We start from the raw sequence: 13,943 nt of genomic DNA on the forward strand, positions 1-13,943 counted from the left end.
TATTTCGTTATACGAAATTGTAAAAAACGTAGGCAAGGTTTTCTTAAGAGTAGTGAGTCGAGTCCTATTTCATGGGGAAGATGATGAAAGTACGCAACGCATACACTGTCGGTAACAGCAACAAAGTCCCGGTAGCAATCGGTCGACTTGAAGAGCTTCAGTCGTTTGGTAATCGTCCAGCGATGGCTCGTGGGCTGCCCGAAAACATGCCCTTCTTGACCTTCCCGCTGAAGGCTCATGAAGCGCGTTGCATCCCAAGTAGTGTCGAAAACTTCAATTTTGGACTTGGGCATATGCAGCTCTCTGACCGAATGCTGATGACGATGCGACTTCAGCTTGAAGGTACTCAGTTTTACTGGGTTGCGGAGATGACTGACCCGGAGCTTTGGGCGGCTATCGACATGTGGCGAAAATATGAACGACTGCCAATCGGGTTGAAGGTCCTCAATGCTGACGGTTGGGGGGCGAAATTCCTCGAAGTTCGTTTCCACGACAGACCGCTGAGAGACGAGATTTACCGTGCAGCCCCGCAGCGGGGTGCAACGGTGCACGACTGGCATGAAATGGCAGGGCTGGTGACTGGGGTTATTCAACAACAAGCGACCACGGACATTGACCACGTTCCGTTGCAGCATGTGTTTGCCAGTGCGCTGCTGACCGAGCAATACGCCAATTTCGCCGAACAGGAGCCGTTGGTTAGGAAGCCAGTGTTTGCGAGGGCTGCTAACGGAGTAGGAGGCGTGTGGCTCGGTTGAAAGGTCATGTTGTGAACATTCTGACATGCGCGGCCGCTGGCCGCGCATTCCTTATCCACACGAGCGAAGAGCGCTCGACCGTGTCGACGTAACGCGAGCTGCTCGCTATACAAAACTCACTTTCGAGGTAGCAGTGCATGGTGAGCCGGTGAAGCATCGACTGAACCGGACGCGAGTACATGACAGATCAAAGGTGTGTCGGATCGCCCGACGCGCTCAACCAAGCGGCGGGCTTGGCATCTACACTTACGGAGTTGTATGGGAGTCTATTTCGTAGCGTGGAAGGGGCTGAAGAAGCTGGCTGTTCACGCTGTTTCTGATAGCACGGAAATATCGCTCGAGGATTCGTGCTCGGAGGACATTGTAGTTGTGGCCGGCAATCTCGAGTGCCCTCAGAATGCAGAGGGATTGGAGGTTGGGGCCAGCTACGAGTTCGAGGCGGAACAGTGGTTCAGAGTCAGCGACAACCGGCGCGAGTATTGGGACTGGCTCAATGGCCTAGCGCGCTTGATTGGCTACCACTGGCAGAATCCTGACGCAAATGGGCCGGGCCCATTTCGTGAGCTGATTCTCTACGGACGACATACCGGGACTATCGGGGCAATCGCTTCAGCGAAGCTTGTTGCCGACTTCGATACTTGGGACGAGCGTGCACGGTCTATCAAGGACGATGCTTTCTACGAACACTATGCTCTTATGCGGTCTATGTTCGAGTACGCCGCGACCGACGGGGCTGTGGAATTCCGGTGCTGCTGAACGAGTCCCTGGACGCCAGGAGCTTGATAAGCAACCGTCTCTGAGGGTTGTCGCTACAGCCGCGGATTTGCTACGCTGCTCTAGATATACCTTCTCGGTCAAGTTAGGATCGAGACATCGTTACGTTCTAATTTAACCGGAATCGGCCAGAACACAAGGATATATTTGTGAGTGCAGCGGAGGCGCCTTGGGCGAGCCTGTCTTCTCGCGTGATTCATGTCGCGATGGCGCGCGAAGGATGTAGTTATGCCCGGTTGATCGATGCCTTGGCGGAGGCGGGAGTTGACGAGGTGGAGCGCCCGCTTATCGCGCGTGTCGCGCGTGGCTCTGTCAAGTTCACTTTGCTCCTTCAGATCATTCACGTAACGGGTGCGCGCCCGCCCGCCTTGTGGATGGAGGCATTTGCGTCGGAAGGTACGTGGGAAGCCCGTGCGCAGGCCGTTCTCGCGGCTGAGCTCACGCAACAGCCGTGGGTTACACCAGACGAATTGCTACACCGTCTCGCAGTTGTAGGTGTGAGTACCACGGCAAAGACGATGCTGTCGCATCTCTCCGCCGGAGACTTCTCGCTGACGTTCTTTCTGCAATGTATGACCGTGCTCAGAAGCCAAAGCATGGACGCGTATGTTGATTCTCGGGCGCTCGTTTCGGCCGCGATGTAGGGTATCCACCCTACATCCGAGTAGTTGTTCCGCGCCGAAGTTGCCTTGTCAATTACAGGCCAACGGCTAGAATGAAACCGTATATTGGTAACGGTTTTGACCTGCCGGTTATTTGAGTCCCGCGATCCGGCAGGTCCGTAAAGGGGCAGAGCAATGACGACGCCGAGCGAGCGCACGGCTGCGGTGCTTAGGGCGCGCGCGTTTCTCGTGGAGCTATCGAGGTCGCCGGCCGACACCATACCCCGGGACGTAGCCTCGGTCGCCCAGAGGGTGCTGCGCCACTATCCGAGTCTGGCCGACATCGAGCTGACGTGCGCCATGTACCCCGAATGTTGGGAAATGCCGGCGTCGCGCCGGAAGCCCGACCGGTGAAGTGGTGAGTGCGGCGCCGGGCCCTTATGGCCCGCATATTGCTCAGCTGTACCTTTGCACGCTGGAAGCTCAACTAGCACAGGAGACTGCGGTGCCAATCTGGAGACTGCCGTCGTCGGACGAAGTGCCTAACGTCACGCTATCGAGCTGGCGTATCTTCGAGACAGATGCTGGGACCCGGCATTTCGTCGGGGCCGATGTGCTCGATTCGACTGGTCGTGTCAGTTCCGCGATTACGAATTTCGACCGTGCAACGCTGCGTGGCCAGACTCGGTCGGGCCGCGTTTATCAACTGGTCGGCCGGGATGGCTGGTCACTCGATGCAGAGTACGTGTGGAAACAGTGGTGCACGGTGAACGACGTGAAGTCGTACTCCGACGTCACCATGCAGCTACTCGCTGGAACTGGCGATGATTCCCGTACGTGATTGAGTGCAAGGCGCCCCGATGCGATGAGTAAGTCGCTTGTCGAGCGGGGATAATGCCGGACGTCTCAAATCGTGCAGATTGTCCGCACTTGACGATTAGTTATACAACTTCACGATCTGTACGAAACCGCTTTGCAGTCGGCGAACACCGAAAACGTGACCAACTGCTTGGCCGAAGGCGAAGCCGCCAAACTGATCGCGGCCGCCGAACGAGACGCCTAGCGTCATCTGAGTGCCGTTGACTTCAATCGGAACCTTCGGGCTGAGGTTTCCATTGGCGTCGACAGCAAACAACTCATCGAAATGCGCGCGAATTAGCCCCTCAGCGGCCGGTGTGGGTCCCGAAGGTACCGCAAGTTGTTGAACGTTTGCCTGCTGCACCTGGCTGACCGACTCACTGGCCGGGGGTGTCTCGGATGTTGCGTGGCTCGGCGGTGGCTGACCGGGCGACCCTGCCGCCGAGTTCTGCTCGCTACGGTCGTGCTTATCACCACAACCCGACATGATTGCGACAGTAATCAACACGGCGACCAGCATCACTTTCTTCAATTGCATTCGTGTTGTCCTTGAAAATGTCGATGAACTGACATACGGACATAACGACACCCGGGAGCAAATCTTTACGTCCCCGGGCTGACGGGGCAATTCAGGGTGCGCTGACGCGCCGTGGCATCAGCGCTTCGTGGCCCAACTTGCTACCAGTAAGATCACTCTTGAATGAGAAAGCGATTTCGGTTCTTGGCGTCCTTGATCCAGGCGGGCGCACGACCGCGGCCGGACCAGGTTGCGCCGGTCTTGGGATCGCGATACTTGGCTTCTACGGGGGCGTTGGCGTGCTTCGCAGATCGAGTGCGGCGCGCTCCAAAGATGTCTTTCTCGGTAATCCCATATTCGGCTACCTTAGCGCGAATGTCGTCGACGATAGCTTGGAACTCCGCTAAGCGGGCGGCTTCGGTCTTTTCTGCTAGCGCTTCCATCTGGGCTTTCAAGTCTTTGTAGCTGGCCATCTTCTCTTCCTCCTGGCGGAATGCACGGGCACATGATATAGGTTTGCTGAAGGAAAGTGGGGATAGAGTGTGTGTCTTGAGCGGTAGAGACTGCCTCGAGGTCGATCATCGAGCGCATTCATCATTGCCGCCCGATGATTATTGCGCCCACCAGGTCGTTCTCGCCCCGTGATTCCGGTGTGCTCGACGTTCAGCGCTGTATAGCTCTCATCTTAGCAACAGGGATCAACTGCACATGGCGCGCCTAGGAATCGAACGAGAAAGTGGACTGGTTTATGAGGGGCGCGATAACGCTTCGTATTTGGTCGTGCCTCCGCCAGTGCTGTCTCAATGCGTTCTGGTGCAATCGCCAGCCGACCTTGAAAGAATGCCTGCAAGTATCGATAGCGTGCCGTTCTCGTGGATATTCCGCGAGGACTCGTTTGATGCAGTGTCGCGCGTTCGAAGGGGGCGGGTATTTCAAAAACAGGGAAACTCCAACCAAGAGATGTGCGTCGTCAACGCTCACTCGAACTTGGTCTCCGATATCGCGAGCGGGCGTAACGACGGCCGAATTGCAAAGCGATTGAACCTGTACCTAGAGTGCCAGGAACTCTTGGGCAAGCCGGAGCGAGGCGAAGGGCTGCAGCTTGCGATCGGCACTGCGGTTGCGTATTCCTTGTGGCGCATTGTGCAAGTCGAGCGGACTGTCGCTCACGATGTCATGGTGACGCTGCGCGCCGAGTCTGCGATAGGAATACTTCCCGAGATCGACGAGACACGGGTTCATCCCGAGAGCCTTCAGGCAATCCGCGTTGCGGTCAAGCGCGTCCTAGACGTCGCCTATCGGGAAATCCCGACATCGGTTGTCGATCAATGTCGGAACGCGTGTGCGGCCATGGCATCGCATTGGCTCTATCAAAAGAATGGGGAGGATCAGATCCTGGAGAAGGATCTAGGTAAGGTCATAGCCGCCATCCAAAAGCATGTTGGCTTTGACGAGTCACGTACCCTGTGTTCGGCACTGGAGATCGTAAATAGACTGCACCCAAGGGGAAAACACAACGAGACCCATCGATATGGCCTGCGGGATGTTACAGAAGAAGATGCGGCACTAGCGGTTCACGCCACCGGCTTCGTGATTCGAGAATTCGGATGGGCCAAGCGTTAAAGGGGGGCGTAGTCGCTCTTCCATAACGACGATTCTCCGATGGTCGATCATCGTGCCGAGCACGTCCTGCATGATTTGGAGCAAGCGCTCTGCCCCGGGCGCTTTTATTCCGTTTGCACGCTGCGCAGCTCGGTCACTGCACTGCGCGCGCCTCCTGACTCACGATGAAAGTTTTCCCTGGGGATGGCCCACTTCGAACACCATACTCCCCGTCACGCGTCGGCCGAGCCCCGAGCCGCCCGCCGAGAGGGCCGCCCCTTCCCCTGGAAGGGCTTCGGTTAGTGACCGCTGGCGCGGACGGGCATGACAGGTGGCGCGCTGGGGAAATCCGGACGACCACGGGGGTAGGGTTGAGACAGTCCGGCGCGGTGGCGAAGATAGAGCCGCAACCCGAACGTTTACCGGAACCATTCGATTACCCTGAATGGTGGCGGAGCAGCGAGCCTTCGCAGGCAGGGGCTTCGGCCGCCGGCCGTGTCCGGGATTACGGGATCACTCCAGCGGATGGCAGTAACCGGCCTTGCCAGGTTAGATGCAAAGTGCCCAGCAACAAGCCGCCAATAACCAACGAGGCGCCTACCAGAGTGAGCGGCGCCAACACCGCGGTTACGGTACTTGGTGACCGTTCATGCAGTCGCAACGCCAAATTCGCCAACGCGGCTACGCCGAAGCTGAACGACCAGTACGATGGCGAAAAGGTATCCCGCCAAATCCACGGCAACAACCGCAGCGCCAAGCCTGCCTGATACAAACCATATCCCAACAGCATTTGCACAAAAAAGTCGGCCGCCTCCAGCCGCAGGCTGGTATAGCAGACGCCGGCTACTACTGCCGGCGCGACTTGAATCCCCAGCAGCGGTCGCTGCGCCTCTGGTAAAGGTGTGTGGGTAGCTGCGCGGCTGAGTATCATTGACTCCAGCGCAAGCCACGAAAACATTCCTGCACCGAAAAACAATACACCGAGCTGGCTCCATCCGAACGCCGCACTCGACATGCCAGCCACAAGATTTTGTGCCACCGCGGGCAGATAGACTGCTGCGGTAACGCTCGTCGGCGCGTGACCTCCCTTCCAGAAACGCCCATAGACCCACAAACCCAAGGCCACCTGCCATATGAGGCCGGAGAGCCATAGCACCATTCCCGCTTGCCGCGACCAGAAAAGCAGTGCCACCGAGGCAAGCATAGTTGATACTGGCCCCAGTGCCGCCAACGAAGAACTCAATGGGTCGCGCATCTCCGCCAAAGCTGCGTTTCGACGCCAGCACCACTTAGACACGTAGGCCAATAACAGCACAGCCCAGATCAGTAAACCCAGCACACCGAACCAACGTGACGGCTTTATTGCGCTCGGCCATATCCGCTCAGCGACCAGCCACGCCTGCGAAAGAGCTAAGGTTCCGACTGCCATGCCGAAGAAGGCGACCGGAACGGCAGTCAGTTTGCCGATGACGGTATCGAACAGAAACCGTAGCTTGCAGTTCAAGGGAAACTCCTAGTTTAAGCGCGACAGCAGTGCCACTTTTCCGTAACAATTTCTTCCACAGTGATATTTGGTGAAAACGCATGGCCCGCCAGGCGGGCCATGCGTCACCGGCTTACTGTGCCTTCAGTCGCTCAGCCAATGCTTGCGCCAGCGGTGCTGCAGAAGCAGGGCTCTGACCGGTCATCAGCGGGCCGTCAACCACAACGTTCGGCTCCCAATTGGCCTTGCTCACGTAGTTGGCGCCGCGGTTCTTCAGTTCGTCTTCCAGGGAGAACAGCAGGTGCTTGTCCAGTTCGATCTCACCATCTTCGGCGTTCTTGAAGCCCGTCAGGCTTACACCCTTGACCAGGTATTCGCCGTTGTCCTTCTTGACATCGCGCAGGATGGCCGGAGCATGGCAGACCATTGCGATCGGACGCTGTTCGGCGTGGAATTCCTTGATCAGCTTGATGAGGAAGGAGTCGGAAGCCAGATCCCACAGCAGGCCGTAACCGCCCGGCACGAACAGTGCATCGAAGCCGGTGTAGTCGATGTTGCGCAGCTTGCGGGTGTTCTTGGCCGCGTACAGCGCCACCGGATCCTTCAGGAACCGCTCGGTGTATTCTGTCGTGAACGGCACCTTGTGACTCAACAGATCGATCGGTGCTTCGCCGCCCTGGGGGGATGCCAGCACTACTTCATAGCCTGCTTCGGTCAGAATGTAGTAAGGGGCAGCCAATTCGGTGAACCAGGTGCCGGTGTGCTTGCCGCTGATGCCCATTTCGTCCAACGAACTCATCACCAGCAGTACGCGCTTTTGCTTGTTTCCAGTTGCTTTCATGGTATTTCCCTTTTGACTACTGCTACGGATAGAGGCTGGCCGTGGGTCAGCCCCGCGATTTGCTTACCAACTAGTTGGTAAGCCGAAAGACACACAAAAAAATCTATCCAGTCTTATTGCCCCAGCAGGCCGTGTGAGCTTCCAGAACTCGGGCCGTATAAGTTAGTGCAGCACCGGACATTGAGTGCGATCGCCACGCCAAGGGTCTCGGAGATTTCCTCCAATCACGCTTCCTGGTCGACCGCCTTCTTCGTGTGCAGTGCGATGCAGCCGTCACAGCATGTCGTGACGGCCACCGCCAAGCCGACCAAGTGGTGCATTCGGTCTAAAGCTTGCTAGCCTTGGCAGGCGCGCGTTCGATGGTGATTAGGCGTGGCAATACGTCGGGGGTGATGTATGCAAAATCGCCGACTTTGCCCAGCAGTGCGTCTCGATAGGCGTTCCTGTCTTGCATCACAATCTGTGCTCCGCTGAGGTCAGAGGGGGCTACCATCCATGCACCCTCGAACGCACAGTCCATGGGCGTAATATTGGCTTTTTTCCGCCGCAGCGGCAACGCAGATAAACTGCCTAAAACTGAAAGAAAAACTTTGTCGTGGCTGGATCGGTGCGGCGTAAGTGCCCCGTTGCTATCTTCCCGCGCCGGGTAATCGGGGGCCGTGGCTGGGTAGGAGTACCTGCAGTCGGGGCTGTTATCTGAGAGGGTGCGTTGCCGGGGCTGATGAGTTCGTCGATCTGCATGCGGCCGAAGCCGATACCGTCTCCGCGCACGGACGCTATATCGCAACAGAGCGGCGAATGCTGTCTTTCGTCGAAATCTCGACGATTCTGCGCACGGGCCATCACCGTGCGTGGCTACTGTCGCGTCATGAGATTCGCGACGTGGTGGCGGTGCACCTGATCGGTCCGCACTTCGGCCTGACACAGGACTACATCCGCAAACAACTCGGCATCCGTTTTGCCGTCGACAACCGTCGTAGGATTGACGAACCGGGACTTGTCTACCGGCCTGTCGAAACGACGCTTTCCAACACTGCCTGACTGGGCGGAGCGCCGCTCTGGCTCACGCAGTCCGAGAAACATCGCTTCTTGCAGCGCCATAGCGAAGAAGTGCATACAGTTCAGACAGCTGAGCCTCGATGGCAGCGCCAAGGCCGATCCCGCGGACGATTGACACCGCCGCGAGTGGCAAGGCGCTGCGGGCCTACGCCCTTCGCGCGTCGCCACGCATATCCATCACGTCGATCAGGAGGTCAAAGAACCAGGCGCGACACGCTTTATCCACGGCTGCCCATCACAGCGTCGGCCTCCACACTTGGCCGACGATTCGATTAGCGCGGTGGCTCAGCTTTACTTCGACACGGACACTTTGACTGATTGCAAGCTCAAGTGTGGGTCCTCTCATTTGGATGCAATGCACTCGACCTCGACGCGCGCACCCAAGGCCAGCCCATCCGCGCCTAGGGCACTTCTCGCCGGATACTTGCCTTCGGTGAGATAGCTCTTGTAGATCTTGTTGAAGGCCGGCCATTCCACCATGTCGGCGAGAAATGCCGTGCACTTGACCAAGTTGTCCATCGTGTAGCCGTTTGCTTCGAGAACGGTCTTGATGTTTCGCATGGTCTGATGCGACTCGGCCTCCAGACCACCCACGGCGAGTTTCTGTGTGGCCGGTACGAGCCCGACTTGACCCGACAGATAAAGCGTGTCTCCGACCTTGACGGCTTCCGAGAAGGGGAATCCCCCTTTCAAAACCATGCCGGAGTTGAGATATTGCGGCGCGGCGGTGGCTACGGAAGAAGCAACAACGGCGGTGAGGGCGCCGGCAAGCAGCGCATAGACGTTCTTCATAATTTTCGTTTCGGTTGCCTACGTCCGAAATCCGTCGGTGCGCCCGACGCCCGGCGTACAGGGAATTTAGTCCGGTAATGGACGTCGCGGCTTGGCAAAATCGACCAAGATGGCGAGCATCACTGTGGTACGCGCGGACAACGAGCCGACGAGACACCAACATAGCCGGTGGATCAAACCGTCAAGTGATCATCGCATGCTCGAAACAGCGGCAGGCTTCTATTCCTCGGAGCCCTCGATAATGAACAAGTTGCCGGTGGACGCGCTCAAGCGGATCACCCGAGCCGACTGATACGCCTCGGACGTATACCACTCCTTGGCTCGCTCCAGCGAAGGAAACTCCAGGACAACTATGCGCTCCGTTGGCGGCGCTCCTTCAAGCGCATGTTTGGCACCGTTGCGTATCAGATACCTGCCGCCGTACGCAGCGATGGTGGCCGGCACCTGGGCTGCATACGGCTTGTATCGGTCGACGTCATCGACAGCTATTTGAGCAATGACATAGGCTTTCAAGGGAATCCGCCTCGGTAGAAATGGTGATTGGTGTACGCTGGATCTGCATCGCTGCGCGATCTAGAAGGTGCCCGGGTATGCCGCGCCATCGATCAACAGATTCAGGCCGGAGATGAATCCCGCATGACTGCTGCAAAGGAATGCGCAGGCCTTTCCAAATTCATCCGGATTGCCGAAGCGACCGGCGGGAATCTTTTGCAGCCAATCCTGAGTAACGGCTTCCTCAGAGAGTCCAGTTGATTGAGACTGCGCCTTCACTATGGAGGTCAGGCGATCCGTTGCGAAGGAGCCAGGCAACAGATTGTTTATCGTCACATTGTTGGCGATCGTCTTACGCGCAAGTCCAGCGACGAAACCTGTCAGACCGCTACGCGCACCGTTGGACAGTCCAAGACTGTCGATAGGGGCCTTCACTGCCGAGGAGGTGATGTTCACGATGCGCCCGAATTTGCGCTCCATCATTCCGTCGATCGTCAGTCGGATCATCTCGATGGGAGCGAGCATGTTGGCATCGAGGGCGTGGATCCAGTCATCACGCGACCACGACCGGAAATCACCTGGCTTAGGGCCGCCCGCATTGTTCACGAGGATGTCAGGCGCCGGGCACGCCTTCAGCGCCAGTTCTCGCCCTGCCGGCGTGGTGATGTCTGCAACAACCGTCGTTACCTCTACGCCCGTCGCCTCGCGGATATCCTTGGCCGTCGCTTCAAGAGGGCCCTCGGACCTGGCAACGATGGTCAGAATGACGCCGTCGTCCGCGAGTGCCATGGCGCAACTGCGTCCCAGTCCTTTGCTGCCGGCACATACCAGTGCCTTGCGACCGCGAATATTGAGATCCATGACCGCTCCCTTAGTCGCCGCTCAGCGCAACACACTCAATCTCGATGTCGAATTCCATCGGCCAGGAAGACATTGCCACGAACGTCCGAGCGGGGAAGTCTTTGGAGAAGAACTCGCGATAGACATCGTTCACGATCTTGTAATACGCCGAGTTGGTGATATAGATCGTTGCTTTGACCACGTTGTCCAGCGAAGAGCCTGCGGATTCCAGTGCGTACTTGATCGTGCTGAGACTCGCGCGCGTTTGCGTCTCAATATCGCCCCTCACTAGAGCGCCCGTTTTATGGTCAATCGGTGGAACGCCAGACACGAAAAGGAACTTGTCGGCCTTGACTACGAAGGACAGCGGCACGTCGAATTTTTCGCTAACGCCCGGAACGGGAACAATGGTCTTCTTACTCATGATTGAAGGTCCGTAAAAGGAGGCCAACGTCTCGGGGAAGAGCGCAGGGCGCTTGCGCGTTGGAATGGTTTGCTCGCTGAGAATTGATGGTAGGGACGATGTATTCTTGGGTACAGAGGCAGTTACCGTTAATTTCTTAGGATGCAGTTCCACCGTGTGATCTCGAAAAATGTGACTTTCTGCGAAGCCGTCGGTCGCCAGACGAATACGGCCCCACATCGGAAAGCATGTCAAATTGGCGCTGAATAGCACCCAAGCGCCAGGAAACTGGACGACTACGCCCCTTCGCATACCAGTCGCGGCGGGCGGCACCACAGGCACTAACCGACCCCAAAGTGGCCAGCGTGAGTCCACGGCAAACGAAGCGGGGTCAATGCCGCATCAGGAACTCGAACGCGAACTGCGGCGAGCGGCTGCGCGACAACGGTAAGCGTGCAGAAATGGACGTCTGGAACTCTGTGACCTGAGCGGGCAGGCTATGTCCACTGCTTTTAAATCAGTGGACATCTTTCACGAGAGAAAAACAAAAATGATAGGCCTGAAGGTCGGCAACGTCGGTCTGCATCTGGGCGGAGACCAGCGCGGTCAGCGGGCTGACAATCTGGGACGGCGCCGGCCGGACGACCTGCTACGGCGTGAGGTTGGCAGGGAATTGGAGGCCTGCGGGGAAGGAAAGGTCTTTCGCGGCCGGCGTCATCTGAACCAGCAACGTCTTGCCGGTGGCATCGCCGCTGTACGGAATGGCGAACTGGCCGCTGCCGCGCGATGAAATCGCGTGCAAGCCAAGCGACTACCGGCGGATTACGCGCTAGGAACACGAGTCAGTACTGGAAGCTGCGGAGTGAAAGCTGGATAGAATGCCGGATATGATGACGGTATGAAGGCCGGCTGTCAGCACGTGTTCGCGACGTTCAAACATCGGATGGGCTACACCCACTTCCTGACTCGTCGGTTTGCCAATGTGAGCACTGAAGTGTGCCTGCATGCGCTGGCTTACAACTTCAAGCGTGTAATAGCGATACTTGGGTTTCCTCGTCCACTGAAATTCGGTAACGTGCTCGCTATTGCGCGCGAACGTACGCGCTTCAACGGATTCCAGCATGCGCATTCCCCCGCTCAAGGCCATCATCGCGTTCGAAAGTGTCGCCCGGACCAAAAGCGTCAATCGTGCGGCGGACGAGCTGGGCCTGACCGCGTCCGCCGTGAGTCACCAGCTCAGCAACCTCGAATCGCAGATCGGTCAGCCGTTGTTCCAGCGCTCGGGGCGCGGCCTCGTCCCCACGCCGACCGGCGAGCGCTACCTGGCCGACGTCACGGGCTCGCTCGCCGACCTGAGCCGCGCGACCGAGCGCGCGTCGAGCCGCACCGAGGTCGATATCCTGCGCGTGCATTCGAGCCCGAGCTTCGGGCTCATGTGGCTGCTGCCGCGGCTGTCGTCGTTTCAGGAGGCGAACGGCGATATCCAGCTGAACCTCGCGTGCTCCTACGAAAACGCGTCATTCTCGAACGGCTTCTACGATATCGACGTCCGCCATGGCTACGGCAACTGGGACACCCTCGAGGTGAAGACGGTGCGCGGCGAATTCATCGCGCCGCTCGCGTCGCCGCGGTACCTCGAGCAACATCCGGTACACGCGCCGGAAGACCTGCTCGCCCATCGTCTGATCTATTCCGAAACGCCGCTGGTCCAGTGGAAGCAGTGGTTCGGCCGCACCGGCGTGCCGCTGGCGGCGCAGAAAACCTTCGACTTCTCGTTCGACCGCTCGTACATGTCGCTCGAAACCGCCGCGCTCGGCCTCGGCATCGCGCTCGAAAGCCTGATGCTCGCGTCGGTGAAGATCCGTGAAGGGTTGCTGGTGCCGGTGTTCGGCGAGGCCCATGCGGTCGAAGTCGGCGCGCATCACCTTGTTTACCCGCGGCAGAACACGGAATTGCCGCGCGTGAAGCGCTTCCTGGCGTGGATCGAGCGGGAAGTCGCGGCGCACGGCGGGGCGAGTTGAGCGGCGCGTCGGGGATTTTGCGTTGCAGCATCGGCGGCCCGCGCGCCGTCATCTGAATTTTTCTCAACTATGGCTGAGCGTTTCCGCGTTGATGCGGGTGTCCGGTGAGCCGAAACTCCGGACAACACATCAACACAGGAGACAAGCGATGTTGCTCGACAACCGGACCATCATCGTGACCGGCGCCGCGTCGCCGCGCGGAATCGGCAAGGCCACGGCCCGCGCGCTGGCCGCGCAGGGCGCACGCGTGGCGATCCTCGACCTTCGCCGCGAGGATGCGGAAGCGGCCGCCGCCGAACTCGGCGCCGGCCATCTCGGCCTCGCCTGCGACGTGACCGACCGCGACGCATGCGCGGCGGCCGCCCGCGCGACGCTGGAGCACTTCGGGCGCATCGACGGCCTCGTCAACAACGCCGGCATCACGCAGCCGGTGCGCACGCTCGATATCTCGGCGCGCGACTTCGATGCGATCGTCGACGTGAACCTGCGCGGCACGCTGTACATGTCGCAAGCCGTGCTGCCCGCGATGCAGGCGCAGCGCGGCGGCAGCATCGTCTGCATGTCGTCGGTCTCCGCGCAACGCGGCGGCGGCATTTTCGGCGGCCCGCACTACAGCGCCGCCAAGGCCGGCGTGCTCGGCCTCGCGAAGGCGATGGCGCGCGAATTCGGCGCCGACCGGGTCCGGGTCAATTCGATCACGCCAGGCCTGATCCAGACCGACATCACCGGCGACAAGCTGACGCCCGACATGCGCGAGGACATCATCAAGGGCATTCCGCTCGGCCGGCTCGGCGAGGCCGCGGACGTCGCCCATGCATGCCTGTTCCTGCTGAGCGACCTGTCGAGCTACCTGACGGGCATCACGCTCGACGTCAATGGTGGGATGCTGAATGAAATGAACGCG

Annotated in this window: 18 protein-coding genes and 1 pseudogene; 9 read left to right on the forward strand and 10 right to left on the reverse strand. The window is 58.8% G+C overall.

Annotation, left to right across the window (positions count from 1 at the left end):
* Positions 1 to 71: 71 nt before the first annotated feature.
* The 4 genes from C7H84_RS28545 (at position 72) to C7H84_RS28565 (ending at position 2,972) form a co-directional block, all read left to right on the forward strand.
* A complete protein-coding gene (locus C7H84_RS28545) occupies positions 72 to 755 on the forward strand; it encodes a hypothetical protein (RefSeq protein ID WP_240462120.1) in 684 nt (227 codons plus the stop codon).
* Between the two features lie 258 nt (positions 756 to 1,013).
* Positions 1,014 to 1,511, forward strand: a complete 498-nt coding sequence (locus tag C7H84_RS28550; protein ID WP_121861928.1) for a hypothetical protein — start codon at positions 1,014 to 1,016, stop codon at positions 1,509 to 1,511.
* Between the two features lie 167 nt (positions 1,512 to 1,678).
* The gene (locus tag C7H84_RS28555) at positions 1,679 to 2,173 is read left to right on the forward strand and encodes a DUF6471 domain-containing protein (RefSeq protein WP_135370794.1); all 495 of its coding nucleotides are present in this window, start codon (positions 1,679 to 1,681) and stop codon (positions 2,171 to 2,173) included.
* Between the two features lie 463 nt (positions 2,174 to 2,636).
* Positions 2,637 to 2,972 (forward strand): hypothetical protein, encoded by a 336-nt coding sequence (locus tag C7H84_RS28565; RefSeq protein ID WP_205611471.1) that lies wholly within the window; start codon positions 2,637 to 2,639, stop codon positions 2,970 to 2,972.
* Between the two features lie 96 nt (positions 2,973 to 3,068).
* Here the strand turns inward: C7H84_RS28565 and C7H84_RS28570 are convergent, their stop codons facing one another.
* Both C7H84_RS28570 and C7H84_RS28575 read right to left on the reverse strand, forming a co-directional pair.
* Positions 3,069 to 3,527, reverse strand: coding sequence for a hypothetical protein (locus C7H84_RS28570; protein ID WP_121861930.1), 459 nt, complete (start codon positions 3,525 to 3,527; stop codon positions 3,069 to 3,071).
* 152 nt (positions 3,528 to 3,679) lie between these two features.
* The gene (locus C7H84_RS28575; RefSeq protein ID WP_121861931.1) at positions 3,680 to 3,979 is read right to left on the reverse strand and encodes an H-NS histone family protein; all 300 of its coding nucleotides are present in this window, start codon (positions 3,977 to 3,979) and stop codon (positions 3,680 to 3,682) included.
* Positions 3,980 to 4,214: 235 nt separating this feature from the next.
* Between C7H84_RS28575 and C7H84_RS28580 the strand changes: the two genes are divergently transcribed.
* A complete protein-coding gene (locus C7H84_RS28580) occupies positions 4,215 to 5,129 on the forward strand; it encodes a hypothetical protein (RefSeq protein WP_121861932.1) in 915 nt (304 codons plus the stop codon).
* A 484-nt stretch (positions 5,130 to 5,613) separates the two neighbouring features.
* On the opposite strand, the gene C7H84_RS28585 is transcribed toward C7H84_RS28580, so the two are convergent.
* From C7H84_RS28585 to C7H84_RS28595, 3 genes and pseudogenes are all read right to left on the reverse strand, one after another.
* Entirely contained in the window at positions 5,614 to 6,612 is a 999-nt protein-coding gene (locus C7H84_RS28585) for a dicarboxylate transporter/tellurite-resistance protein TehA (protein WP_240462121.1), read from the reverse strand.
* A gap of 112 nt (positions 6,613 to 6,724) precedes the next feature.
* Complete coding sequence (locus tag C7H84_RS28590) at positions 6,725 to 7,432, reverse strand: type 1 glutamine amidotransferase domain-containing protein (protein ID WP_121861933.1); 708 nt, start codon at positions 7,430 to 7,432, stop codon at positions 6,725 to 6,727.
* 103 nt (positions 7,433 to 7,535) lie between these two features.
* Positions 7,536 to 7,889 (reverse strand): annotated as a pseudogene (locus tag C7H84_RS28595) (carboxymuconolactone decarboxylase family protein).
* Between the two features lie 341 nt (positions 7,890 to 8,230).
* Between C7H84_RS28595 and C7H84_RS28600 the strand changes: the two are divergent.
* Positions 8,231 to 8,473: a hypothetical protein gene (locus tag C7H84_RS28600; RefSeq protein WP_121861934.1), complete on the forward strand. Its 243-nt coding sequence runs from the start codon at positions 8,231 to 8,233 to the stop codon at positions 8,471 to 8,473.
* A gap of 360 nt (positions 8,474 to 8,833) precedes the next feature.
* On the opposite strand, the gene C7H84_RS28605 is transcribed toward C7H84_RS28600, so the two are convergent.
* The 4 genes from C7H84_RS28605 to C7H84_RS28620 form a co-directional block, all read right to left on the reverse strand.
* Positions 8,834 to 9,283, reverse strand: coding sequence for a RidA family protein (locus C7H84_RS28605; RefSeq protein ID WP_121861935.1), 450 nt, complete (start codon positions 9,281 to 9,283; stop codon positions 8,834 to 8,836).
* 219 nt (positions 9,284 to 9,502) lie between these two features.
* Entirely contained in the window at positions 9,503 to 9,796 is a 294-nt protein-coding gene (locus C7H84_RS28610; protein ID WP_121861936.1) for a DUF1330 domain-containing protein, read from the reverse strand.
* 60 nt (positions 9,797 to 9,856) lie between these two features.
* Entirely contained in the window at positions 9,857 to 10,636 is a 780-nt protein-coding gene (locus tag C7H84_RS28615; protein WP_121861937.1) for an SDR family oxidoreductase, read from the reverse strand.
* Between the two features lie 10 nt (positions 10,637 to 10,646).
* The gene (locus C7H84_RS28620) at positions 10,647 to 11,039 is read right to left on the reverse strand and encodes a RidA family protein (protein ID WP_121861938.1); all 393 of its coding nucleotides are present in this window, start codon (positions 11,037 to 11,039) and stop codon (positions 10,647 to 10,649) included.
* Positions 11,040 to 11,517: 478 nt separating this feature from the next.
* On the opposite strand from C7H84_RS28620, the gene C7H84_RS36580 reads away from it, so the two are divergent.
* Positions 11,518 to 11,808: a hypothetical protein gene (locus C7H84_RS36580; protein WP_162999385.1), complete on the forward strand. Its 291-nt coding sequence runs from the start codon at positions 11,518 to 11,520 to the stop codon at positions 11,806 to 11,808.
* A gap of 39 nt (positions 11,809 to 11,847) precedes the next feature.
* On the opposite strand, the gene C7H84_RS36585 is transcribed toward C7H84_RS36580, so the two are convergent.
* A complete protein-coding gene (locus tag C7H84_RS36585; RefSeq protein ID WP_162999386.1) occupies positions 11,848 to 12,141 on the reverse strand; it encodes a hypothetical protein in 294 nt (97 codons plus the stop codon).
* On the opposite strand from C7H84_RS36585, the gene C7H84_RS28630 reads away from it, so the two are divergent.
* Both C7H84_RS28630 and C7H84_RS28635 read left to right on the forward strand, forming a co-directional pair.
* A complete protein-coding gene (locus C7H84_RS28630; protein WP_121861939.1) occupies positions 12,140 to 13,039 on the forward strand; it encodes a LysR substrate-binding domain-containing protein in 900 nt (299 codons plus the stop codon). The two genes, C7H84_RS36585 and C7H84_RS28630, sit on opposite strands and share 2 nt — an antisense overlap.
* Before the next feature lie 148 nt (positions 13,040 to 13,187).
* A partial coding sequence (locus C7H84_RS28635; RefSeq protein ID WP_121861940.1) for a glucose 1-dehydrogenase occupies positions 13,188 to 13,943 on the forward strand: 756 nt, incomplete at its 3' end.

Origin of the sequence: Burkholderia sp. Nafp2/4-1b, assembly GCF_003635165.1 — a bacterium.
Taxonomy (GTDB): Bacteria; Pseudomonadota; Gammaproteobacteria; order Burkholderiales; family Burkholderiaceae; genus Burkholderia.

Excerpts from the sequence above, each read along its gene's own strand:
- C7H84_RS28605 (WP_121861935.1), bottom strand. The coding sequence starts at position 9,283 with ATGAAGAACGTCTATGCGCTGCTTGCCGGCGCCCTCACCGCCGTTGTT.
- C7H84_RS28630 (WP_121861939.1), top strand. The coding sequence starts at position 12,140 with ATGCGCATTCCCCCGCTCAAGGCCATCATCGCGTTCGAAAGTGTCGCC.
- C7H84_RS28545 (WP_240462120.1), top strand. The coding sequence starts at position 72 with ATGGGGAAGATGATGAAAGTACGCAACGCATACACTGTCGGTAACAGC.
- C7H84_RS28600 (WP_121861934.1), top strand. The coding sequence starts at position 8,231 with ATGCTGTCTTTCGTCGAAATCTCGACGATTCTGCGCACGGGCCATCAC.
- C7H84_RS28570 (WP_121861930.1), bottom strand. The coding sequence starts at position 3,527 with ATGCAATTGAAGAAAGTGATGCTGGTCGCCGTGTTGATTACTGTCGCA.
- C7H84_RS36585 (WP_162999386.1), bottom strand. The coding sequence starts at position 12,141 with ATGCTGGAATCCGTTGAAGCGCGTACGTTCGCGCGCAATAGCGAGCAC.
- C7H84_RS28575 (WP_121861931.1), bottom strand. The coding sequence starts at position 3,979 with ATGGCCAGCTACAAAGACTTGAAAGCCCAGATGGAAGCGCTAGCAGAA.
- C7H84_RS28615 (WP_121861937.1), bottom strand. The coding sequence starts at position 10,636 with ATGGATCTCAATATTCGCGGTCGCAAGGCACTGGTATGTGCCGGCAGC.
- C7H84_RS36580 (WP_162999385.1), top strand. The coding sequence starts at position 11,518 with ATGTCCACTGCTTTTAAATCAGTGGACATCTTTCACGAGAGAAAAACA.
- C7H84_RS28550 (WP_121861928.1), top strand. The coding sequence starts at position 1,014 with ATGGGAGTCTATTTCGTAGCGTGGAAGGGGCTGAAGAAGCTGGCTGTT.
- C7H84_RS28580 (WP_121861932.1), top strand. The coding sequence starts at position 4,215 with ATGGCGCGCCTAGGAATCGAACGAGAAAGTGGACTGGTTTATGAGGGG.
- C7H84_RS28590 (WP_121861933.1), bottom strand. The coding sequence starts at position 7,432 with ATGAAAGCAACTGGAAACAAGCAAAAGCGCGTACTGCTGGTGATGAGT.
- C7H84_RS28620 (WP_121861938.1), bottom strand. The coding sequence starts at position 11,039 with ATGAGTAAGAAGACCATTGTTCCCGTTCCGGGCGTTAGCGAAAAATTC.